The organism is Streptomyces cahuitamycinicus (assembly GCF_002891435.1).
Taxonomy (GTDB): domain Bacteria; phylum Actinomycetota; class Actinomycetes; order Streptomycetales; family Streptomycetaceae; genus Streptomyces; species Streptomyces cahuitamycinicus.
The window spans coordinates 1-21,715 of record NZ_POUC01000104.1; the positions used below are offsets into that span (position 1 = coordinate 1).

Sequence of the window (21,715 nt, forward strand, 5' to 3'; positions counted from 1 at the left end):
GGGCGGTGAGTCAGCTCGGGGATGGGCCGGGAGACGGGGGCGTCCTCGCTCACCGTGAACTCGGTGCCGTGGTGCCGGATGGTCAGGGGCAGGCCGGAGTTCAGGGTGTACGTGGCCCGGTCGGCGGTCAGTTCCACGCGCAGACACCGGCCGAGGAAGCTCACCCGGAAGGCGAGCCGGCTGTACCGCTCGGGAAGGCGGGGCGCGAACCGCAGGGCGCCGTCGTTGCACCGCATGCCGCCGAACCCGGCGACCAGCGCCATCCAGGTGCCGGCCAGCGAGGCGATGTGCAGTCCGTCGCGGGTGTTGCGCTCCAGGTCTCCGAGGTCCATCAGCGCGGCCTCGGCGGTGTAGTCGGCGGCCAGGTCGAGATGACCGGACCGGACGGCCATGACGGCCTGGACGCAGGCGGACAGTGAGGAGTCGCGGACCGTCAGCGGCTCGTAGTAGGCGAAGTTGCGGGCGATCTGCTCCTCGTCGAAGTACTCCTCGAAGAAACTGCCGCAGGTGTACATGGCCAGCACCAGGTCCGCCTGCTTGACGACCTGCTTGCGGTACAGGTCGAAGTAGGGGAAGTGGAGCATCAGGGGGTACTGGTCCGCGCCGGTGTTCGCGAAGTCCCAGCGCTGGTAGCGGGTGAAGCCGGCGTGCTGCTCGTGCACGCCGAGTTCCTCGTTGCAGGGCACGTTCATGGCCTCGGCGGCGTCCCGCCAGGCGGCCATCTCCTCCTCGTCGGCGCCGAGCCGCGCGGCCTCGTCGGGGTGGCGTTTGCAGGCGTCGGCGGCGGCCAGCAGGTTCGCCCGGGCCATCAGGTTGGTGTACGTGTTGTCGTCGGCGATGGCGCTGTACTCGTCCGGTCCGGTGACGCCGTCGATGTGGAAGGTGCCGCGGTCGTCGTGGTGGCCGAGGGAGCGCCACAGGCGGGCCGTCTCCACCAGCAGTTCCACGCCGACCTCGCGTTCGAAGGCCTCGTCGCCGGTGACGGCCACGTACCGCACGACGGCGTCGGCGATGTCGGCGCCCACGTGGAAGGCCGCCGTGCCCGCCGGCCAGTAGGCCGAGCCCTCCGAGCCCTCGATGGTGCGCCAGGGGAACGCCGCGCCCCGCAGGCCGAGTTGGGCGGCGCGCTCGCGGGCGGCGGGCAGCGTGTCGAGGCGCCAGCGCAGGGCCTCCGCGGCGGACTTCGGCGCGGTGTAGGTCAGCAGCGGCAGCACGAACGCCTCGGTGTCCCAGAAGGCGTGGCCGTCGTAGCCGGAGCCGGTGAGACCCTTGGCGGGGATGGCGCGCTGTTCGGCGCGGGCACCGGCCTGGAGGACGTGGAAGAGGGCGAAGCGGACGGCCTGCTGGATCTCCTCGTCGCCGTCGATCTCGACGTCGGCCCGCGCCCAGAAGTCGTCGAGGTAGGCCCGCTGATCCTCCAGGAGCCCCTGCCAGCCGCTGTGCCCGGCCGCGGCCAGGGCCGCCTCGACCTGGTCGCTCATGGCGGGCCGGGAACGGACGCCGGACCAGCCGTGCGCGACCAGCTTCTCCACGCGCAGCCGCTCCCCCGGTTCCAGCACGGAGGTGATGGTCAGCCGGGACACGTCCACGTTGCTCTCGCTGCTCGTGGTGGTCCGTTCCGGGCCGGTGACCGTGTGGTCGGCGGCCACGGCGACCCTCAGGCCGCTGCGGCGGGTGCGGTGGACCAGGCGCAGCCGGCTGCCCGAGGCGTAGTCCTCCTCCGGCTCCAGCGGCGACTTCAGCGCCTTGGCGGCGCGCGGGTCGCCGTCCGGCTCGGGCAGGCTCTCGTTGGCGACGAGTTCCGACTGGACGACCACACGCGTCCGGCTGTCGACGGGCTCCACCTCGTACGCCACGGCGGCTATCGCGCGCTGGGTGAGGGACACCAGCCGCGTGGAGCGCACCCGGACGGTGGAGCCGGCCGGTGAGGTCCATTCGCAGACCCGTTCCAGGACTCCCCGCCGCAGGTCGAGGGTCCGCTCATGCGTGACGAGACGCCCGTAGCGCAGGTCGAAGGGCTCGTCGTCGACCAGCAGCCGCAGCACCTTGCCGTTGGTGACGTTGATGGAGGTCTGGCCGGACTCCGGGTAGCCGTATCCGGCCTCGGCGTACGGCAGGGGGTGCACTTCGTGAACGCCGTTGAGGTAGGAGCCGGGCAGGCCGTGCGGTTCGCCCTCGTCGAGGTTGCCGCGCCAGCCGATGTGGCCGTTGGACAGGGCGAACACGGACTCGCTCTGCGCCAGGAGGTCGAGGTTGACAGCCGTCTCGCGTACGGTCCAGGGCTCGACGCCGTACGCCCGCTGTGTGATCACTGCGTGTCCCCCAGTTCGGCGAGGTCCTGCACCACGATGTCGGCGCCGTGCCGGTACAGCGCGTCGGTCTGCCCGACCCGGTCGACCCCCACGACGTAGCCGAAACGGCCCGCGCGGCCCGCGTCCATACCGGCCAGGGCGTCCTCGAAGACGGCCGCTTCGGACGGCTCGACGCCGAGGTCCGCGGCGGCGGCGAGGAACGTGTCGGGGTGCGGTTTGCCGGGCAGTTTGCGCTCGGCGGCGACCACACCGTCGACGCGTACGTCGAAGAAGTGCTCGGCGCCGATCGAGCGGAGCACGTCACGGCAGTTCGCGCTGGAGGAGACGATCGCGGTGCTGAGCCCGTGGGCCCGGACGGCCTCCAGATAGCGCAGGGTTCCGTCGTAGGCCTCGACGCCGTCGGTGCGGATCTTCTCCAGGACCAGTTCGTTCTTGCGGTTGCCCAGTCCGTGCACGGTCCCGGCGCCCGGCGGGTCCTCGGGGGCGCCGTCGGGCAGTTCGATGCCGCGGGAGGCGAGGAAGGTGCGCACCCCGTCGGCGCGTGGTCGCCCGTCGACGTACTCGTCGTAGTCCGCCGCCTCGAACGGCCGGAAGTCCGCGCCGTCGCGCTCGCGCAGGAAGGCGTCGAACATCTCCTTCCAGGCGGCCGCGTGCACGACGGCCGTCTTGGTGACGACGCCGTCGAGGTCGAAGAGACAGGCGTGGATGTCTGCGGGAAGACCGAGCTGCGTCATACAGGACCGGTTTCCCCGCAGGGCGATGTTCCAGTGAGTGGCGCACGCCACATGCAGGGGGCGCGAGAGGTGGGGGCCTTGCGGCGCTCCAGTCCTGACGCGGGTGGCAGACTCTCTTTGTGCCACTCGCCTTCGACGACCTCCTGCACCGCGCCCGGGCCCTGCCCCGGGGCGGCCGGCGTGCGATCCTCGGTATCGCGGGCAGCCCCGGCGCGGGCAAGTCGACGCTCGCCGAGCGCCTGGTGCGGGAGTTGAACGGCGCCGGTGACCCCTGGGTCGCGCACGTCCCCATGGACGGCTTCCACCTCGCCGACGCCGAACTGGAGCGCCTCGGCCTGCGGGACCGCAAGGGCGCGCCCGACACGTTCGACGCGGCCGGGTACGCGGCCCTGCTGCGGCGGCTGCGCGAGGAACCCGGTGACGTCGTGTACGCCCCCGGCTTCGAGCGCGTCCTGGAGCAGCCGGTCACGGGCGCGATTCCGGTGCCCCCGACGGCCCGTCTGGTCGTCACGGAGGGCAACTACCTGCTCCTGGCCACCGGTCACTGGCCCCGTGTCCGCCCCCTCCTCGACGAGGCGTGGTTCTGCGAACTGCCCGAGCGGGAGCGCGTCCGCCGACTGGTCGCCCGCCACGAGCGGTTCGGCAAGACGCACGAGGAGGCGGTGGCCTGGGTCGCCCGCTCGGACGAGCACAACGCCGAGCTGGTCGCGGCGACCCGGGGGCGGGCAGACCTGGTGGTGCCGGTCGGGGCGATCAGCGCGGGGTCAGGCCCGCGTCCCTGAGGGCCGGCGGGCGCGCAGCGCGACGGTGAGGGTATGGGGGCCCTGTCCACCGATGTAGAGGCGGGTCCCGGTCGTCGCGTCGGTGCCGCCCACCACGGTGTAGTCCTGCCCCGGGTCGTACCGCAGCACGTCGCTCCGTTCCGGCCCGGCCAGCGGTTCGCCCGCCTCGACGCCGGCCTCGATCCGGATCTCGTCGTCACCGACCCGGTACGTCGCCGGCCCGGACGCCAGGCACCAGCGTCCGTCGCCGATCGGTACGGCGCCCTCGAGCACGCCACCCGGCCGGAAGGTCAGTTCGAGGGCCCAGGGCACTCGTGGGCCGCTGAGGTCGATCCGCAGGTCGGCACCGTCCTCCCTCAGGTCCACCTCGATGCCGGTCGTGTGGGAGACCTCGTTGCGAGGCCGGTCCGGGAAGGCCATCGCGGCCGAGAAGCGTCCTTCGTCCGCCATCCGGTAGGCGCCGTCGTCCCGTCGCCGGGCCGTCGACAGCGGCTGGTAGTAGGCGGCCGTCAGGGTTTCGGTGAGCTGATACCGGTTGTCGGCGGACTGTCGCATCGCGGCGGCGCGGAAGGGGCCCAGGTCGAAGAATCCCCGTGCGAGGCGCACCGCGTCGAGGACCGCGTCGCCGGCGAACAGCCGCAGGAAGGTGGGATTGCAGGCGAGGCCCGAGCGGATGCGCCGGTGCTCGGGCACGTCGGAGCCGCCGTACACCACCGTGTGGGCGGTGGCGGAGGCGCGTGCGGCGAGGCGCGCGGTGGTGAGGTACCGGTCGCGCGGCAGTGGCTCCGCGGCCGGTGCCGGCAGGACGCGGGTCAGGTCCGGGGTGAGGAGGGTCTCGGCGAGCAGGTCGGGGTCGTCGATGCCGCCGGCGGCCGCCAGCCCCGCCGCCCGGCTGAAGTCGCCCCGGCCGGTGCGGATCGCGAGCAGCCGGTAGTGCGGCAGGTAGGGCGCCAGCGGGAACGGGTGGTTCTGGTCCTGCCGGCGCGAGTGGACGGTCTCCACCGTGCCGTCCGGCCTGATGAGGTCCAGGGTGGCGGCGAGATTGCGTTCGACGGCGTCCAGCAGGTCGGCGCGGCCGAGCACACCGGCCAGCAGCAGCAGCGAGGGGTTGGACACGTGGACCGCGTAGTTGGCGCTCCGTTCCGAGTACAGGCCCTCCGCGTCGATGTCGACGCCCTCGGCCAGCCACTCCTCGACGCGGTCGAGCAGCCGGTCGTCGGGGAACGACCGGTGCAGCCGGGCCAGCGCGGCGCAGAGCTCCCAGCGGTGGTTCGGGGTGTGCACCCCACCGGTCAGGAGACTGCCGGAGGCGGCGCGGGCGATCTCGGCGAGCGTGGCCGTGACGTCACGCAGTTCCGGCCCCGCGCCGGCGGCGAGGACGTGCGCGTCGCACACGTCGTTGACGGTGAATCCGGAGTCCGGCGGTGACTGCACGTTGTCGCCGCCGGCGAAGAGGCCGGTGGCCGTCTGCGCGGCACGCAGGGCGCGCAGGTGGGTCGCCGCGGCGGCGACGGCCCGGCTGCTGCCGTGCAGTGCCGAGTCCGGGGACCGGTACGCGGCGATCAAAGTCTTCACCCGGCGTGCCAGGGCGCGGTGGGGAACACCGGCGGGTTCGTCGTCGGGGCCGGCCGCCAGCGGGACGGCCGGCCGGTCGGCGGCGCGGGCCACCGCGCGGACGAACTCGTGGTCGAGCGGGGTGGGCAAGGTCAGTCCTTCAGTCCGGCGTTGATGTCGGCGTTCATGACGTAGCGCTGGAACACCAGGAAGACGACGATCAGGGGGATCATGGAGATGACCGATCCGCCGAGCACCACCGACCAGTTGATGTTCTGCGCCCCGACGAGGCTCTGGATGCCGATCTGCACGGTGAACTTCTCGGGGTCGTTGAGCATCAGCAGCGGCCAGATGTAGTCGTTCCACCGCCACTGGAACGACAGGATGGCGAGCGTCAGCATGATGGGCCGGGAGATCGGCACCATGATCCGTAGGAAGATCGAGAGTTCGCGGGCGCCGTCGATGCGGGCGGCCTCGATGAGCTCGTCGGGGACCGTCAGGAAGAACTGGCGGAACATGAAGCACCCGGTCGCGGTGAGCACGGCGGGGACGATGATGCCGGCGAGCGAGTTGTAGAGGCCGAGGTCGCGGACCACCAGGAACTGCGGGGCGAGCATGACCTCGGACGGCAGCATCGTGGTGGCCAGGATGCCGATGAAGAAGACCTTGAGCCACTTGTTGTCGTACTTGGCCAGCGCGTACCCGGTGCAGCAGCTGACTCCCACCGTGAGGATCGTCGCGATCAGGCACACGATGGTCGTGTTGATGAAGTACTGGGAGAAGTTGGCGCTGTCCCACGCCGCCTTGTAGCCCGACACGCTGGGGTCGTGCGGAAGGATCGTCAGCGGGAGGGAGAACAGGTCTCCCGCCGGCTTGAAGGAGCTGAGGACGAACCACAGCACCGGCAGCCCGTAGATGGCCGCCAGGACCCACAGCAGTGTCGTCGCGGGCACCGCGCGCCGAAGCCCGCCGCCGACCGCGCGGGGCCGCTTCCTGGAGACGGCCCGTGCGGAATCGGCGTCGGCCTTGCGCGGCATGTCTGTGGTTGTCATCGGTTCTCCACCCGTCGGTTGACCATCAGCTGGATGATCGCGACGGCCATCAGGATGAGCATGAGCACGAACGACGCGGCGCTCGCGTAGCCGATCTGGCCCGCTTTGAAGCCGGTCTGGTAGATGTACTGGACAAGCAGGTTGTTCGACGTTCCGGGGCCGCCGTTGTTGAGGGAGGCGAACAGCGGGTATTCCTTCATCCCGTGGATCGTGTTGAGCAGGATGACGATGAAGGACGTGGGCGCGATGCTCGGCAGGGTGATGCTGAAGAACTGGCGCCACGGACCGGCGCCGTCGAGCGCGGCCGCCTCGTAGTACGACGTCGGTACGTTCTTGATCGCCGCGATGAACAGCAGCATCGAGAAGCCCGTCCAGGCCCAGGATGCCGCCACCACCACGACCATCAGCGACAGGTCCGCGTTCGACTGCCACGGAACGGCACTTCCGCCGACCTTCTCGATGAGGTAGTTGACCAGTCCGAAGTTCTCACCGAACAGCCACCGCCACAGGACACCCACGACGATGGGCGACAGCAGCCACGGGATGAAGAAGAAGACCCGGGCGACCGACACGCCCTTGGCGTGCTTGCTGACCAGCACGTTGGCGATGAGCAGGGAGAACACGAAGTTCAGCGGGACGAAGAGCACGGTGTACAGCAGCGTCCGGGTCAGCGCGTCGAAGAAGGTGGAGTCCCCGAACAGGTTCTGGTAATTGTCCAGGCCGACGAACTGGAACGCCCCTATGCCCGTGTAGTTCGTGAAGGAGTAGACCAGCCCGATCACCGCCGGCCAGACGAAGAACAGCGCGAAGAGCACGACGTTGGCCGCGATGAGGACGAGCGGCGCAAGGGTGTACTTGCTGCGGCTCCTGGGCGGGCTCGCGGACACGTCCGGGGCGCGTTTGGTCATCTTCCTGACTCCGTGCTGGTGGAATGGGTTCCTGGGGGCTCAGGCCATGAGCCCGGCATCGTATGGAGGTCCTCGAGGCCCGGGCGGCGGTGTCTCGACGCCCGCCGCCCGGGCCTGTCGGCCTGTGCTCAGCCGCCGACCTGCTGGTTGTAGCCGGCCACGATGTTGTCCAGCGCCTTGTCGACCGACTGCTGGCCGTTGATCGCCTTGCCGAGCTCCGTCTTGGTCGGGTCCTCGGTGAGGCTCTTGCCCTTCAGCACCCAGTTCGTCTGCGCGGTGTTGAAGTAGCCGGAGATCGGGGCGTACAGCGGGATCGACTCGTTGTACAGCTTGAACGCCGCCTGCGCCGCCTCGGACTTGAAGGGGTACTTCGGGTTCAGACCGCTCTCGACGGGCAGGAACCCGGACGCCTCGCACAGCGCCTGGTAGTGGGCCGGCTCGTACAGCCAGGACAGGAACTTCGTCGCGGCGGCGGACGCGTCGCCGTTGTTGTTGAAGCCCACGGTCATGCCGCCGCTGTTGACGTCGCTGGCCTGCACCGGCTCGGCGGGGGTGGGGACGCTCGCCCAGTCGAACTTCTTGATGCTCTCCGCGAAGGCGGGCACCTGCCACACGCCGGACCAGTAGGCGACCACGTCACCGCTCTGGAACATGGCCGACGGGTCGGCGCCGCTGGTCCACACCGACTTCGGCATGGTCTTGTCGTCGTTCATCTCGACGAAGCGCTTCACGGCCTTCTTGGTCGCGCCGTCCACCGAGAACTTGCCGGAGGAGTCCGCGTGGACGTACTTCCCGCCGAGCTCGTACACCATGGCGCGGAGCCGGGAGGGCGACTGGTCGAACGTGAGGGAGTACTTGGCGCCGGTCTTCTCCCGGACCTCGTCCGCCGCCTTGACGAATTCGGTCCAGGTCCAGGTCTTCTGGGGCGAGGCCGGGACGGAGACGCCGGCCTTCTTGAACAGCGTCTCGTTGATGAACAGGCCGGAGGCGGTGATGTCCGAGGGGATGGACAGGACCTTCCCGGACGAATCCTTGGCGATGAAGTTCTTGTTGATCTTGTTGCTCTTCTTGTTGGCGATGGAGCTGAGGTCGATCAGCTTGTTCGCCCAGATCGGGTCGAGCTTCGGCACCGCCGCCACGTCGGGCAGGGAGTTCGCCTGCGCCGCGTTGCGCAGCTTCGCGTCGTAGCCGTCGTAGGGAATGTTGACGAGCTTGACGGTGACGCCGGTTTCCTTCTTGTACTGCGCCACCATCTTCTTCCAGCCCGCGTCCTGCCCCGGAACCGTGGAGATCCAGAACGTCAGCGACTTGGACGTCCCGCCCGAGTCGCCGCCCGATCCGCAGGCGGAGAGCAGAAGGGCACCTGCCGTGGCCACGGCAGCGAGGGGAACAACGCGGCGTATGCCGCCGCGGCCGAGCCGGCGGGAGCGCCGCACACCCACACTGATCATCTTCGATCCCTTTTCGTCGTAGCGGAGGAAGCACGGCGCCAGCCGAGGCGGCACGGGTGCATTGTGAAGGAGATTTGGCTTTCCGGGGGCACGGCCTCGCCCGGCCGCGTCGCCTTGACGGGTGGTGCCCCCGGCCATGACGGCCGGTGTCGCACAAGCTCGCCCTCGTGCGGCTGCCGTACTTCGCGTACGAGCGGGAGGCTCACCCGGAGTCGGCGTCCCGGCCGACTAGAAAGCGCTTGTCCGGACATTGGCAGATCGAGTCCGAGGCCGTCAATCCTTCACCCCCGCGGACTCGGTCACGGTTTGGACTCCTCGGGAGACCGCCAGCCGGGCGGCGCCCACGACGGTGCCGAGATCGCCGACCGTGCTGCTGACGACTTCGGTGGGCCAGCTCAGCCGGGCGAGCTCGGCCCGTACACCGTGCAGGAGCTGCGGGTACGCGCCGGTACTGCCCCCCAGCACGACCAGCCCCGGGTCCAGCACCGCGGTCACGGCGGCGGCCAGCCGGCCCACGTCCACGGCATGGCGGTCGACGACGGCGCGGGCGGCCGCACGGCCCTGTCCGGCGAGGGCGAAGAGCTGCTCGGCGGTGCCGGGGCACGGTCCGTCGGTGTCCGGCCAGGCCTCGGCCGCGCGCCGCAGCAGGGAGCGTGCGCCGATGTACTCCTCCAGGGCCTCATGGCGGGGCTCGCGGCCGTCGTCCCACGGGTAGGGCAGCCGGGCCAGCTCACCGGCCGCGCCGTTCGCTCCGCTCAGCACCTGTCCGCCGACGACGATGCCGAGACCGATACCCACGCCGATGCGCAGGTAGCCGAAGGTGTTCCGGCCCCGTGCGGCACCTTCGTGCAGCTCGGCGAGGGCGGCGCAGTTGACGTTGTTCTCCAGGTGGACGGGGACGTCCGGCGGCAGCGCGACGGCCACGGCGTCGAAGACGGGACCTGCCTTGGCGGTCGCCGGACGCATACCGGCGCCCTCCTTGCGCGGCGCGGTGACGTCACCGACGGCGACGACGATGGTCCGCAGCGGGGCGTCGGCGGGCAGTGCGTCGAGCGCCTCGCGCACCACGTCGGCGGCGCCCGCCCGGGAGCCGGTTGCCTCGGCGAGCAGCGAGCCGTCCAGGGCGCAGCCGCGGACCCTGGTGAGGGCGGGGCCGAGGTCGACGGCGAGCACGGCCCCTGCGGCCGGCCCGAGGCGGTAGACGGCGGCGTTGCGTCCCGTGCCGCTGGAGGCCGTGCCGGAGTGGGCGGCGAGCCGGACGCCCTCCAGTTCCGCGACGGCGGCGGACACGGTCGGCTTCGACAGGCCCGCGAGACTCGCGAGCTGCGGCCGGGTCGCCCGGCCGGCCCCGGCCAGTACGGCGAACACCGCGCCCGCGCTCTCGGTCAGGCGGGGGGCTCTTGCCACGTCAGGTTCCAACAGATCCCCCACACGGGTAACGGGCCGCGCTCCCGGGTCGATCGTCTCGGATCGTCTCGGGTCGTCTCCACGGGACGCGGCGAAGGCATTCCTCTTGACGCACTCTACTTCGTTAGTTAACTTCCTAACGAAGTACACGGTACTCGCCTGCCGTGCTCCGCCAGAAGCCCGTCCCGGGGCTTCCCTAGTCATTCAACTGCCCGTCCGTCAGGCACGGTTCGCCCGCCGTCGCAGCACAGCGCAACGACGATGGAGATCCCGTGCAGGACTTCGCGCCCCTCGTGGTCGGTATCGACGTGGGCGGCACCAAGACGCACCTTCGCGCGCTCGCGGGCGACGCCCTCGTGGCCGACCACGTCCGTGCGAGCAGCGGCTGGCGGCCGCACGACCCGGTGGCGGCCGCCGCGTGGCTGGCCGCGCTGGCCGCCGACGCGCTTCCGGCAGGCGCCCGCCCGTCCGTCGTGGCCGTCGGCGGACATGCCTGCGAAACCCCACGTCAGTGCGCGCAGATCCGCGCCGCTCTCCAGCTGCACTTCGACGCGCCCGCGCTGGTGGTGGGCGATGCGCAGCTGCTGGTCCCCGCGGCCGGACTCGACAAGGGTGTCGGCCTGGTCGCCGGCACCGGCTCGGTGGCGGTGGGGCGGCTGCCCGACGGTACCGCCGTCCAGGTGGGTGGCTGGGGCGCGGTCCTCGGCGACGAGGGCGGCGGCGCCGGTCTCGTCCGGGAGGCGGCACGTGCCGTGTGGGCGGCCCACGACCGCGGGGAACTGCCCGACGCGCTCGCGCGCGGGCTCATCGCCGCGTTCGACGTGCCCGAAGTCCCCGCGCTCGGCGCGGCTCTGGAGAGGGCCACGGACGTCTCCGCCGAGTGGGGCCGCCACGCTCCCGTCGTCTTCGCGGCGTCGGCCGACGGCTCCGCGCTCGCCCGGACCGTGATCGACGAGGCGGGTTGGGCGCTGGCCGCGCTGGTCACCGGGCTCGCCGCGCGCGGGGTGGCGGTCGACGACGTGGTCGTCGCGGGCGGCACGGTGCTGTCCCAGCCCGAGCTGTTCGACGCGCTCTCCCTCGCCCTGGCCGAGACGCTGCCCACGGCCCGCGCCAGGCCCCTGCGGGTGCCACCGGTCGAGGGTGCGGTGGCACTGGCACGGTCGCTCCTGTGAGCCGGGGTCAAGCGTTCACCCACGGGACACGTCCGGGCCGTCGCCCCCTCGTCGACGGGACACCACTCGGCCTTCGCATCAGGCAGGATCGCACGACTTCACCCGGCCGAACGGCCGCAGAACTGAAGAGAGGCACACCCATGCCGTCATCCGCCGCGCACCACTCCCCCACCCTGAACCGGAGGGGTTTCCTCCGAACCTCCCTGGGCGGCTCGGCCGCGCTGGTCGCCGCGCCGACTCTCGTCGGGTGGCTGGCCGCCGCGGACGCCAAGGCCGCCACCGCTCCCGCCGCGTTCGTCGACGACTACCGGTCGAACGTCGTCGCGAACCAGACCCCGGAGACCAATGCCGTCGTCCGGATCCTGGGCGGCATGGCACAGGTGTGGAAGACCGGCGGCGCCTGGGACACCGGCCGCGTCCTGGACCGTGAGGTGCTGCGGGCCAACATGCGCTACTGCGCCCGGATCACGAGGTCCCGCACCGAGGCGCAGGCGAAGGAGGCCTTCCTCTACGACCGCCGGCACCAGAGCTACGCCATGATCGACGGCCTGGGCCCGCTCGCCGGCCTGTACACGTCCGGCGCCAAGGCGGTCACGTCGATCACCACCGCCCCGGACGGCACGCCCCCCGGGAAGATCAGCGACACCCTGCCCGCCGACGCCCCGGCCGGATCCGCGCTCGGCGCGGGCTCCTACGACTCGGAGCTCGGCAAGGTGGCCAAGCTGGTCGACACCGTGCGCGGACCGTTCGCCTCGGGCAACCCGGCCAAGTTCTCCTTTCAGTACCCGCGTCCGTGGCGGATGAACGAGGACAGCGAGGTCGTCGACACCGGGAAGAAGGACGCCCTCGGCTACCCGGTGTACGACTCGGACGTGGTCGTGGCCCCGCAGCTGCTGCGCCAGCGCTCCGAGGACCCTGAGGAGGACGGCGGTTTCCCGAGCGGCCACACCAACGCCTTCCATCTGGCGGCTCTGGCCTACGCCTACGCGGTGCCCGAGCGTTTCCAGGAGCTGGTGACGCGGGCGTTCGAGCTCAGCCACACCCGGATCATGTCGGGCATGCACTCCACCGTGGACGTCATCGGCGGCCGGGTCATGGCCACCGCCCTGACCGCCGCGGCGCTGGCCGACCCGGCGAACGCGGAGCTCAAGGCGGCGGCCCGCGCCCAGGCCCTCGCCTACTTCACCGAGAAGACCGGCACGACGGCGGACACCCTGTACGACTACGCACACTCGGACGCCGACGACGTCTACGCCGACCGCGAGGCCAACGCGCGCACGGTCGGGCACCGGTTGACGTACGTCCTGCCGCGCCGGGGCCGCAAGGACCCGCTCACCGTGCCGAAGGGCGCGGAGGTCCTGCTGGAGACGCGGCTTCCGTATCTGACCGCGGCCCAGCGGCGCGAGGTACTGCGGACGACCGCGCTGCCCTCCGGGTACGTCCTGCTGGACGGTTTCGAGCAGTGGGGCCGGCTGAACCTCTTCGCCGCGGCGGACGGCTACGGCGCGTTCGACCGGGACGTCACCGTGACGCTGGACGCGGCGGCCGGTGGCTTCCACGCGGACGACAGCTGGCGCAACGTCATCGAGGGCGACGGCGGTCTGACCAAGCGCGGCTCGGGCACGCTCACCCTGACGGGCCACAACCGCTATCACGGCGGGACCGTCGTCGAGGACGGCGTGCTGGTCGCCGGGGCGCCGAACGCCCTGGGCGAGGGCGACGTCCGCGTCACCGGCGGCACGCTGCGCGCGGACAGGGTGCTGCGGGTGCGCGGCTCGTACGTCCAGGACGGGGAGTCGACGCTGGAGCTGCTGCTCCGCAGGAACCACGGCCCCGCCCTCACGGTGAGCCGGCGGGTCCTGCTGGGCCGGGGCAGCGTGCTGTCGCTGCGGCTCGACACCGAGCGGCCGCCGGTCGCGGGGACGACCGTTCCTGTCCTGTCCGCCGCGCAGCTGCGCGGCCGGTTCGACCGGGTCGAGCTGGACTCGGAGACGCTGCGGGCCGTGCCCGTCCACACGGCTGACGGTCTGTCGGTGCGACTCGTGAGGCGGTAGCGCTTTCTACGGCGGGGGCTGATGCAGAGTGGGCCCATGAGGGACCTCCGGATCGCTCCCGCCGTACCCCGGCCGGTGTCGCTCCCGCCCCCGGCACCGGTGGCCGGCGCGCACCGGCCCGGCAGACGGTGGCCGGTGCCGCTCCTCGTAGGTGTGCTGCTCGCCCCGATGGCCTTCGCGATGGTCACGACCGCCGTGCGGCAGACCCCGACGATCGACGAACCGGTGTACGTGGGCGCGGCCGCCCAGTACGTGCGCGAGCACCGGCTGCGGCACAACCCCGAGCATCCGCCGCTCGGCAAATTGGTCATCGGCGCGGGGGTCGCTCTCGCGGAGCCGCACATCGACCCGGCCTTCGCCGGGGACCAGGGGCGGTCGGGCCGGCATCTGCTGTACGAGTCGGGCAACGATCCATGGCGGCTGATGCTCTGGGCCCGGCTTCCGGTGATCGCGCTGACCCTGTCGTTCGGGCTGGTGGTGTTCGCCTTCGCCCGTGAACTGGCAGGGCTCGCAGCGGGGTTGACCGCGCTCGCGCTGTACTGCTTCTCCCCCGACGTCATCGCCCACGGCTCCCTCGCCACGCTCGACGTACCGGCCGCCGGGTTCGTGCTGACATCGGCGTGGCTGGCGTGGCGGGCGGGCCGGAGACCGCTGCTGTACGTGCCGCTCGCGGGAGTGGCGCTCGGCGCCGCGCTGGCCACGAAGATGAGCACACTGCCCGCTGTCCCGGTGCTGACGGCGCTGGCCGCGGTGTCCGTGTGGCGGTCCTCCGAAGGAGGCCGGCGCCGGGCCGTGACGGCGGCCGGTGGTGTGGTCCTGGTCGCGGTCGCCGTCGTGTGGGTCACGTATCTGATGGTCGATCCGCGGCTGCGCTGGGCTCCGGAACAGCATGTGCCGGTGGTGCGCGGGCTGCGGGGGCTGCTGGTGGGATCGATGCCGTTCCCGGAGGCCTACCGGGACGGGATGCGGGTGCAGTTCGGGCTGGAGAACCGGCCGTGGCAGGGGTTTCTGTTCGGGCGGCTGTACGACGGCTCGCTCTGGTACTACCTGCCGGCCGCGCTGCTGGTGAAGACGCCGTTGGGGACGCTCGTGCTGTGGGCCGCGGGTGCCGCCGCCCTTGTCGCGGTACGGCGGCTGCGGCCTGCCGCGCCCGGTGTGCTGGCCGTTCCCCTGGTGCTGCTGGCGGCGGCCATGCAGGGGGCACGGGATTTCGGGACGCGGTACGCCGTGTTCCTGCCGTTGTTCCTCGCGGTGGCGGCGGGGTGTGTGCTCGCGGCGCGGCGGCGGTGGGTCTCCGCGGGGGTGGCCGTGCTGGTGGCGTTCGCCGCCGTCAGTTCGGTGCGGGCGTATCCCTACTATCTCCCGTACTCCAACGAGGCGTTCGGGGGGCCGGGCAGGACCCGGGAGTGGCTGCACGACTCGAACGTCGACTGGGGGCAGGACCTCGGACGGCTCGCGGACCGGCTCCGTGAGCGGTATCCGGGCGAGCGGGTGTGGCTCGTGTACAAGGGCAGTGGTGTGCCGTCCTTCTACGGCATCGAATCCTCCGATCCTCGGCGGGTACCGGTCGGTGAGGTGCGCGGACTGCTGGCCGTGTCGGACTCGGCGGCCGCGAAGGCCACGGGGCGGCTGGCCGAACTGATCGGCGACAGCCGCCCCGTGGATGACGTCGGGCACTCGATCAGGCTGTATCGCCGCTGAGCGCGGTGGCGCGCGACGTCAGTGGGTCGCGTAGAAGAACCCGTCCGCGCTCACGTGCTCCATGACCCGGCCGGCCACCCGGTAGCGGCCGTTGGGCACGTCGGGGCACCTCGCCACGTGCACGGCCAACGGGCCGGCGAATTCGTAACCGCGGCGCTCCGCGTGGCGGCACAGGCTGTCGGTGAGTGCCTGGCCCACGTCGGTGCCGGCGCGGGTCAGGTGGTCGTGAACGTCGTCGGGCAGTTCCACGTCGTAGGCGTTGGGGACCATGACGCGACCCTCACGGCACACGACGGCGTTGTCGTCGCATGCGCGTCGCAGGGCGTCGAGGACCTCGACGGGTTCCTTGTCGAGGAGCCGCGCCCACAGCGCGTCCCAACGGTTCTCCAGGGTCTGTTCCAGCGCACTCAGCGCGCCCATGCCGTCTCACCTGCCGGAAGCGTCGTCGATTCGATCGGGGGTGCCGGAGGTGCCCCGGGGGGCACTCCCTAGCGGTCGTCGTAGTCGTCGGGACGCACCTCGGCCTCTTCCAGGGCCTCGCGCATCGTGCGGCCGGTCGCGCCCGGCTGCCCGGAGCGGTGGTCGTCCTGGTGTTCCAGCAGTTCGTCCGTGGTCTCCGTCTTGGGACGGTTCTCCTCAGGGACGGTCATGACGGCGGCTCCTCTCTGGGGTCGTGTGCGGCGGCGGGTTCCCGCCCGGCGTACGGGTAACCCCCGGCCGGGCAGCTCATGCAGTTCGAAGAAGCCCTGGTCACCAAGTGCGTGAGCTATGTTGAACGTCCGTGGGAGACGAAGGAGGCGCACCGGTGCCATCGCCGCAGCAGGCACGCGCACAGGCATCCGCGATCACCTCGGGGAAGGCCGCCCCCGAAGCGGAGGTCTCCCCGTCCGCCCAGCTCAGGGCCCTTTTCGACCGCCCCCGGCTGTCCCCGGGGCAGCGGCGCATCGCGCAGTACCTGATCGAGCACATCACCGAGGCCGCGTTCCTGTCGATCACGGATCTCGCGGACCGGGCCGGGGTCAGCCAGCCGTCGGTGACGCGGTTCGCCTCGGCGGTCGGCTTCAGTGGTTACCCGGCGCTGCGGGAGAAGCTCCAGTCGATCGCGCTGGGCACCCTCGCCGTCGGCCCGGCCGAGGAGTTGCGCGGCAATGAACTGCAGGCGGCGGTCGACGCCGAGATCGAGAACCTGGAGAACCTGCGGCGCGACCTGGCCGACCCGGGCGCGGTCATCGACGTCGGCCGCAAGCTCTCCTCGTCCGCTCCCCTGACGGTCCTCGGGCTGCGGATCTCCGTCTCCCTCGCCGAGTACTTCGCCTACGCCGCCCGCCGGATCCATCCGGACGTACGGCTCGTGACGCGAGGCGGCAGCGTCGCCTACGACGCGCTGCTGCAGTCGCGTGAGGCGGGTGGTACGTGGGTGCTGGCGTTCTCCTTGCCCCGGCACGCGCAGGAGACCCTGACGGCCGTGCGGGTCGCCCGGGGCGCCGGGCTCAAGGTCGCGCTGATCACCGATCTGGCGCTCGGGCCGCTCGCGGACGAGGCGGACGTCGTCTTCGCCCTCGGGACCGGGTCACGCCTGGTCTTCGACTCCTACGCGGCCCCGGGCGTGATGTGCTCGGCACTGTTGCAGGCGATGACGGACGCGGATCCTGAGCGGACGCAGGCGCGGCTGGAGGAGTACGAGCAGCTCGCCGACCAGCACCAGTTCTTCCTCCGGGACTGAGCGGCACGCGGCGGACCACCCATGGGGATCACGCACGGGGACCACACATGGGGACCATCCACAACAAAGCGCGCATGAATGTTTTCATGCTTCTTGCAAACCGGATGGCATATATAAATACTGCTCACGGATCGCGACCCGGCAGTTCCGGATCCGTTCCGCACCCGTGAGCCGGGTCCTACCCACTCCGGCGTCCCGGGTGTTCGCGGCGGCCCCGGCCATCCCCTAGGCCGGGGCCGCCCCGACCCGTCGTCCACCCTCACGGCGCCGCACACCCCGGAAGCGATGATCATGCACCTGACCACCACGCGCATCAGCCCGGACTGGCCCTGCCAGGTCAAGACCCCCGGGAGCTACGACTGGGAGCGCTCGGCGGCCAAGTGGCTGCGCGAGCTGGTGCCCACGCGCTACGCCGGATACCCCGTGTTCATCCGCCACCCCGTCCTCCTGGCCCGGCACGCCCAGATCCAGGTCCAGAACGAGATCCGGGTCGCCCGCACCGCTCTGCAGACCGCCCGCGCCGATCTGCCCGGACTCGGCCTGCACGAGGGGGTCATCGAGCACACGATCAAGCTGTACGCGGCCGAGGTCATGCAGCTCCAGCACATCGCGCGCAGCGTCCGGGCGGTGACCCAGGCCCTGGTGGAGGCCAACCGCCAGCCGTGAGCCGCCAGCCGTGAGCCGCCGGCATGACCGGCGCCGGGCATGACCGGCGCCGCGCGTGGCACCCGTGACGCGATGAGCACCACCACAGCCCGGCGCGAGCCGGTGACCACGGTCCTGACCTGGCAGGTGCGCCCCGGCCGGGAGCAGCGATTCGAGGAGTGGACGCAGGGCATCACCCGCTGCGCAAGACAGTTCCCCGGCAACGAGGGCGTCTCCTGGCTGACGCCCGAGGACGGCCACCGCTACCACGCGGTACTGCGCTGGTCCGATCAGCACCGGCTCGCCGCCTGGCTGGAGTCCGAGGAACGCGCGCACTGGCACCGGCAGATCGAGCACATCGCCACCGAGGTCAGCAGCGAGCGCCAGTCGACGACCGGGATGGAGACCTGGTTCAGCCTCCCGGGCACCACGGTGCAGGCCCCGCCCCGATGGAAGATGGTCCTCACGACCTTCCTCGGCGCCTACCCCATCACCCTGCTCGTCCAGTGGCTGGTGACGCCCCATACCACCGGCTGGCCGCTGCCCCTGCGAGCCGCCGTCTTCCCCTTGGTCATGCTGCCCGTGCTGACGTATCTGGTGATGCCACGACTCAGCCGGCTCCTGCGCCTGTGGCTGTATCCGCGCGACGGCCGCTGAACCGATGTCCGGCGAGGCCGACGTGACGCCAGGTACGGGCGATCATTCCGTGCACACAAGCCGGTCTTCGAATCGGGCAAGGTGTGCAATGCTCGACGCGTGACGAGCGAGCCCGTGACGCCGGCGCAGCCCGGTGCCGCACCGGACCTGGTCGAACTGGCCAAGATCGTCGCCCGGCAGCGCGCCGAACTGGACCGGCTGCGCGACCGGGCGGCCACGGCTGCTGTCGTGGAACGGGCCAAGGGCGCGGTGATGGCGCTGACCGGGTGCCCCGCGGACGCGGCGGGTGAACTGCTGCTCCAGCGGGCCAAGGCCGCCCGCCACACCCTGCTGGAGGAGTGCTGGATCACCCTGGGCACCCTCGCTCCCACGCCACCCGCTGGGGCCGGGACGAGCGGGTCGCCCGGTGTCGAGGCTCCCGGCTCCGGGGCAGAGGCACTGGAGCAGTCGGACGCGCCGGACGACGTCACCGCCGCGCTGGCCCGCCTCGGCCAGGCCCTCGTTCGGGTGATGACGCCGCAGGACCTCGCCCGGTGCCTGCTGGAGCATCTCGGCCCCGACATGGGGGCGGAGGCGGTCCTGATCTACGCCCGCAGGCCCGACGGCGGGCTCGGGCTGATCGGGCACGCCGGCATCGAAGACCAGCTGGCGGCCCAGTGGTGCCAAGTGCCGCCGCTGACCGGCATGGCGGCGCTGGACGCACTGCAGGCGGGTGAGCCGCGCTGGCTGGAGGACTTCGCCGCGGACGAGCGGCGGTACCTGCTCATCGGCGACCCTCCCGACCGGTGGCGCTCGCGTGCCTGGCTTCCCGTGCTCGCCGCGGGCTCGGCGGAGGTCTGCGTCGGCGTGCTGCGCGGCCGGGGCGGGGTGTTCACCCCGCGCGACCGCGCCCACCTGCGGGGCGTCACCGGACTGTGCACCGGCCGGCTGCGCGCCTTCGACACCCCGCCCGAGCGCGGTGCCGACGCCGCCACGGACGCGACACAGGCGCTGTTCGAGGCGCTGCCGGTCGCGGCGATGCTGCTCACGCCGCTGCGAACCGCGACGGGCGAGATCGAGGACTTCCGAGTGGAGGCCGCGACGGCGCAGGTGGGCGACCTGCTGGGCCGGACCGGTGAGGAACCGGCCGGGAGGCGGCTTCTGGAGCTGCGGCCGGCCCTGGCGGGAGAGCCGCTGTGGCAGGGCTGTCTGCAGGTGCTGGCCACCGGGAAGGCGTACGAGGGCCAGCGGTTCGCGCACGAGGAGGTCGTAGCGGGTGTCGCCGAGCTGTTCGTGTACACGACGCGGGTGGCCCCGATGGACGACGCCCTGATCGTCTCGTGGGTCAGGCACGGCTCCTCCGACCGACAGGAGCAGCGGCTGGCGGATCTGCAGCGGCTGGGCAATCTCGGCTGGGCGAACTGGAACCTGGACACCCAGGAGGCCTCCTGGTCGACCCAGGTGTTCACTCTCGTCGGCCGGGACCCGGCGCACGGCCCGGTGGGTCTGTCGGAAGTGCCGGAGCTCGCGCTGCCCGAGGACACGCCCGCCCTGACGCGCGCCATCGGTGAACTGGTCCAGGACGGGCGGGCGTTCGACGTTCCGTTCCGGATCCGGACGAGCGGCGGCATCCGGCATCTGCGGCTGGTGGCCGAGGCGGTGGCCGACCGGTACGGGACACCCGTCGAGGTGCACGGCTTCGTGCAGGACATGACCGCCCGGCGGCGGGCGGAGCTGGCCCTGGTCGAGAGCGAGCGGGCGATCCTGAACCAGCACGACGTGATCCAGGCCGAGCGGACCCTGGCCTCCCGGCTCCAGCACGCGCTGCTGCCCATGTCCAACCGGCCCGTGCACCTGGCCGGGCTGCGCGTCGAGGTCGCCTACCTTCCGGCCCAGTCGGATGTGCACGTCGGAGGTGACTGGTTCAGCGCCATCGAACTGCCCGACGGGGACGCGCTGCTGGTGGTCGGCGATGTCGCCGGGCACGGGGTCGACGCCGTGGCCACGATGGCCCAGCTCCGTTTCACCGCGAAGGGCATGGTCATCACGGGCTCCTCGCTGACCGGCGCGCTCGCCCGGCTGAACACCCTGCTGCTGCACTCACGCGACTCCCACGCGACCGCCACGATGGTGCTGGCCCGCTACGAGCCGCGCCGCCGGCGTCTGGTCTGGGCCCAGGCGGGGCATCCCCCGCCGCTGCTGCTGCGGGACGGCGAGGCGCGGTATATGAACCGCCCCAGGGGAATGCTGCTGGGGGCGACCGCCACGCCGGCCTACCAGGAGGCGGAGTGCCGTCTCGACCCGGGCGACCGGCTCATCCTGTACACCGACGGCCTGGTCGAGCACCCCCCGGACAGCATCGACCTGGGTCTGGAGCAGCTCGCCGAGGCGGTGGCCGCTCCGCACGGTGACGGGCCGGTGCCGCTGGGGCCGTTGCTCGCGCGGATGCTGCCGGACGAGCGGCGGGACGACGTGTGCGTGGTGGACGTCCGGGTTCCCGGGGTGCAGGACGGGTAGGGGGCACCGCATTTCACGAGCCACCGCGTCACGAGCCACCGCGTCACGAGCCACCGCGTCACGAGTCACCGCGTCACGAGTCACCGCGGTGACGCCAGTACCACCACAGGCCCACGAGCAGGGCCAGCAGGAACAGGGTGGGCAGTACCAGGCCGGGGATGCGGGAGCCGTTCATGGGCGTGGCCTTCGGTTCGCGGCGGTTCGGGCGCCTCGTGCGTCGCCCCGGCCCAGGATGACGCCGGGTGGGCCCGTCGTTCCGCCGCTTTCCCGAGCCCTTGCCCGGCGTTCGACATGAGGGGAGCGACGTCAGTCGACCGGGTGGCCCGGGTCGATGGTGACGGCGTCGGAAAGCCGCAGCAACGGCCCGTCGTGCGCCTCGTTTCCGCCCCACTCGACCGGGTCGAGGACGAAGCCGATGTGGTCGCCGCCGCCCGCACGGGTCAGGATCCGGCCGACGAACCAGGCCGGCGCGTCCTCCAGGACCAGGGCCCCGCCGTATGCCACCCGCAGCCTGAGGTCCTGGAACTTGTCCGTCCGGTCACCGGTGTCCCCGCCGAACAGCTCGGCGAGGCCGTACTGTTCGCGGCCGAGCAGGTGCACGGCGAGGACGTCCCCGTTCCGGGCCACCCGGAAGGTGTGGTTGAGCTCGGACAGCCAGACCACGAACCGCACGGGCCGCAGCGAGCACTGCGAGGCGAACCCGACCAGGCATCCAGCCCGTTCACCGCCCGCGGCGGCTGTGACCACGTACATCTCGGGGTTCAGCCGGTCGACGAACTCGTCCATGCCCGCCATGGTCACACATCAGCCCGCCCCCGCCGGGGTGCGGGACTCCAGCGCGGCCCGGGTGTCGTTGCCGTACACGCCGGTCTCGTCGCCGCGGATGCCGTACCAGAGCTGGAAGCGGGCGACAGCCGCGGTGAGGGTGGGGTCGTAGCGGCCGCTGGTGGAGCCGTCCCGGTAGACGTCCGGGATGCGCAGGAGGCGTTGCTGGAGCTCGGTCACCTCCGGGCCGGCGGCTCCCTCGCGCAGCGTCCCGGCGCCGTCGGGGTCCACGGGTGCCGTGG

19 protein-coding genes are annotated in these 21,715 nt (G+C 71.8%); 8 read left to right on the plus strand and 11 right to left on the minus strand.

The features are described from left to right. Positions 1-2,312: glycoside hydrolase family 65 protein (locus tag C1J00_RS16540; protein WP_102909841.1), on the minus strand; the 2,312-nt coding region annotated here is incomplete at its 3' end. Beyond that, the gene (locus C1J00_RS16545; RefSeq protein WP_102909842.1) at positions 2,309-3,046 is read right to left on the minus strand and encodes a beta-phosphoglucomutase family hydrolase; all 738 of its coding nucleotides are present in this window, start codon (positions 3,044-3,046) and stop codon (positions 2,309-2,311) included. The genes C1J00_RS16540 and C1J00_RS16545, both read right to left, overlap by 4 nt. 119 nt (positions 3,047-3,165) lie before the next feature. Between C1J00_RS16545 and C1J00_RS16550 the strand changes: the two genes are divergently transcribed. Beyond that, entirely contained in the window at positions 3,166-3,828 is a 663-nt protein-coding gene (locus C1J00_RS16550; protein ID WP_102909843.1) for a nucleoside/nucleotide kinase family protein, read from the plus strand. Here C1J00_RS16550 and C1J00_RS16555 read toward each other — a convergent pair. The 5 genes from C1J00_RS16555 to C1J00_RS16575 form a co-directional block, all read right to left on the minus strand. Further along, the gene (locus C1J00_RS16555) at positions 3,811-5,532 is read right to left on the minus strand and encodes a hypothetical protein (protein ID WP_102909844.1); all 1,722 of its coding nucleotides are present in this window, start codon (positions 5,530-5,532) and stop codon (positions 3,811-3,813) included. The two genes, C1J00_RS16550 and C1J00_RS16555, sit on opposite strands and share 18 nt — an antisense overlap. Positions 5,533-5,534: 2 nt before the next feature. Next, a complete protein-coding gene (locus tag C1J00_RS16560; RefSeq protein WP_102909845.1) occupies positions 5,535-6,434 on the minus strand; it encodes a carbohydrate ABC transporter permease in 900 nt (299 codons plus the stop codon). Continuing rightward, positions 6,431-7,342, minus strand: a complete 912-nt coding sequence (locus C1J00_RS16565; RefSeq protein WP_102909846.1) for a carbohydrate ABC transporter permease — start codon at positions 7,340-7,342, stop codon at positions 6,431-6,433. Before C1J00_RS16565 ends, C1J00_RS16560 begins: the two co-directional genes overlap by 4 nt. 128 nt (positions 7,343-7,470) lie before the next feature. Then, on the minus strand, positions 7,471-8,793 hold the full coding sequence (locus tag C1J00_RS16570; RefSeq protein ID WP_102909847.1) for an extracellular solute-binding protein: 1,323 nt from the start codon (positions 8,791-8,793) through the stop codon (positions 7,471-7,473). A gap of 273 nt (positions 8,794-9,066) precedes the next feature. Next, positions 9,067-10,200, minus strand: coding sequence for an ROK family protein (locus tag C1J00_RS16575; protein ID WP_245936370.1), 1,134 nt, complete (start codon positions 10,198-10,200; stop codon positions 9,067-9,069). Between the two features lie 272 nt (positions 10,201-10,472). On the opposite strand from C1J00_RS16575, the gene C1J00_RS16580 reads away from it, so the two are divergent. The 3 genes from C1J00_RS16580 (at position 10,473) to C1J00_RS16590 (ending at position 15,127) form a co-directional block, all read left to right on the plus strand. Next, positions 10,473-11,372 (plus strand): N-acetylglucosamine kinase, encoded by a 900-nt coding sequence (locus C1J00_RS16580; RefSeq protein WP_102909848.1) that lies wholly within the window; start codon positions 10,473-10,475, stop codon positions 11,370-11,372. Between the two features lie 140 nt (positions 11,373-11,512). Further along, the gene (locus C1J00_RS16585; protein ID WP_102909849.1) at positions 11,513-13,426 is read left to right on the plus strand and encodes a phosphatase PAP2 family protein; all 1,914 of its coding nucleotides are present in this window, start codon (positions 11,513-11,515) and stop codon (positions 13,424-13,426) included. Positions 13,427-13,462: 36 nt separating this feature from the next. Further along, complete coding sequence (locus C1J00_RS16590) at positions 13,463-15,127, plus strand: phospholipid carrier-dependent glycosyltransferase (protein ID WP_439333407.1); 1,665 nt, start codon at positions 13,463-13,465, stop codon at positions 15,125-15,127. A gap of 18 nt (positions 15,128-15,145) precedes the next feature. Here the strand turns inward: C1J00_RS16590 and C1J00_RS16595 are convergent, their stop codons facing one another. Together C1J00_RS16595 and C1J00_RS45290 are read right to left on the minus strand one after the other, a co-directional pair. Continuing rightward, on the minus strand, positions 15,146-15,547 hold the full coding sequence (locus C1J00_RS16595; protein ID WP_102909851.1) for a DUF3662 domain-containing protein: 402 nt from the start codon (positions 15,545-15,547) through the stop codon (positions 15,146-15,148). Between the two features lie 68 nt (positions 15,548-15,615). After that, positions 15,616-15,777 (minus strand): hypothetical protein, encoded by a 162-nt coding sequence (locus tag C1J00_RS45290; protein ID WP_180989572.1) that lies wholly within the window; start codon positions 15,775-15,777, stop codon positions 15,616-15,618. Positions 15,778-15,932: 155 nt separating this feature from the next. On the opposite strand from C1J00_RS45290, the gene C1J00_RS16600 reads away from it, so the two are divergent. The 4 genes from C1J00_RS16600 to C1J00_RS16615 all read left to right on the plus strand — a co-directional run bounded on the left by C1J00_RS16600 (position 15,933) and on the right by C1J00_RS16615 (position 20,648). Further along, positions 15,933-16,850, plus strand: a complete 918-nt coding sequence (locus C1J00_RS16600) for a MurR/RpiR family transcriptional regulator (protein ID WP_180989573.1) — start codon at positions 15,933-15,935, stop codon at positions 16,848-16,850. A 285-nt stretch (positions 16,851-17,135) separates the two neighbouring features. After that, positions 17,136-17,516: a hypothetical protein gene (locus tag C1J00_RS16605; RefSeq protein ID WP_174569490.1), complete on the plus strand. Its 381-nt coding sequence runs from the start codon at positions 17,136-17,138 to the stop codon at positions 17,514-17,516. 72 nt (positions 17,517-17,588) lie between these two features. Next, a complete protein-coding gene (locus tag C1J00_RS16610) occupies positions 17,589-18,152 on the plus strand; it encodes an antibiotic biosynthesis monooxygenase (protein WP_102909856.1) in 564 nt (187 codons plus the stop codon). Positions 18,153-18,251: 99 nt separating this feature from the next. Continuing rightward, entirely contained in the window at positions 18,252-20,648 is a 2,397-nt protein-coding gene (locus tag C1J00_RS16615) for a SpoIIE family protein phosphatase (protein ID WP_102909853.1), read from the plus strand. A gap of 306 nt (positions 20,649-20,954) precedes the next feature. Here C1J00_RS16615 and C1J00_RS16620 read toward each other — a convergent pair whose 3' ends face one another. Then, positions 20,955-21,443 (minus strand): flavin reductase family protein, encoded by a 489-nt coding sequence (locus C1J00_RS16620; RefSeq protein ID WP_102909857.1) that lies wholly within the window; start codon positions 21,441-21,443, stop codon positions 20,955-20,957. A 9-nt stretch (positions 21,444-21,452) separates the two neighbouring features. Further along, positions 21,453-21,715 (minus strand): peptidoglycan-binding protein (locus C1J00_RS16625; protein ID WP_245936371.1); only part of this gene is annotated, 263 nt, incomplete at its 5' end.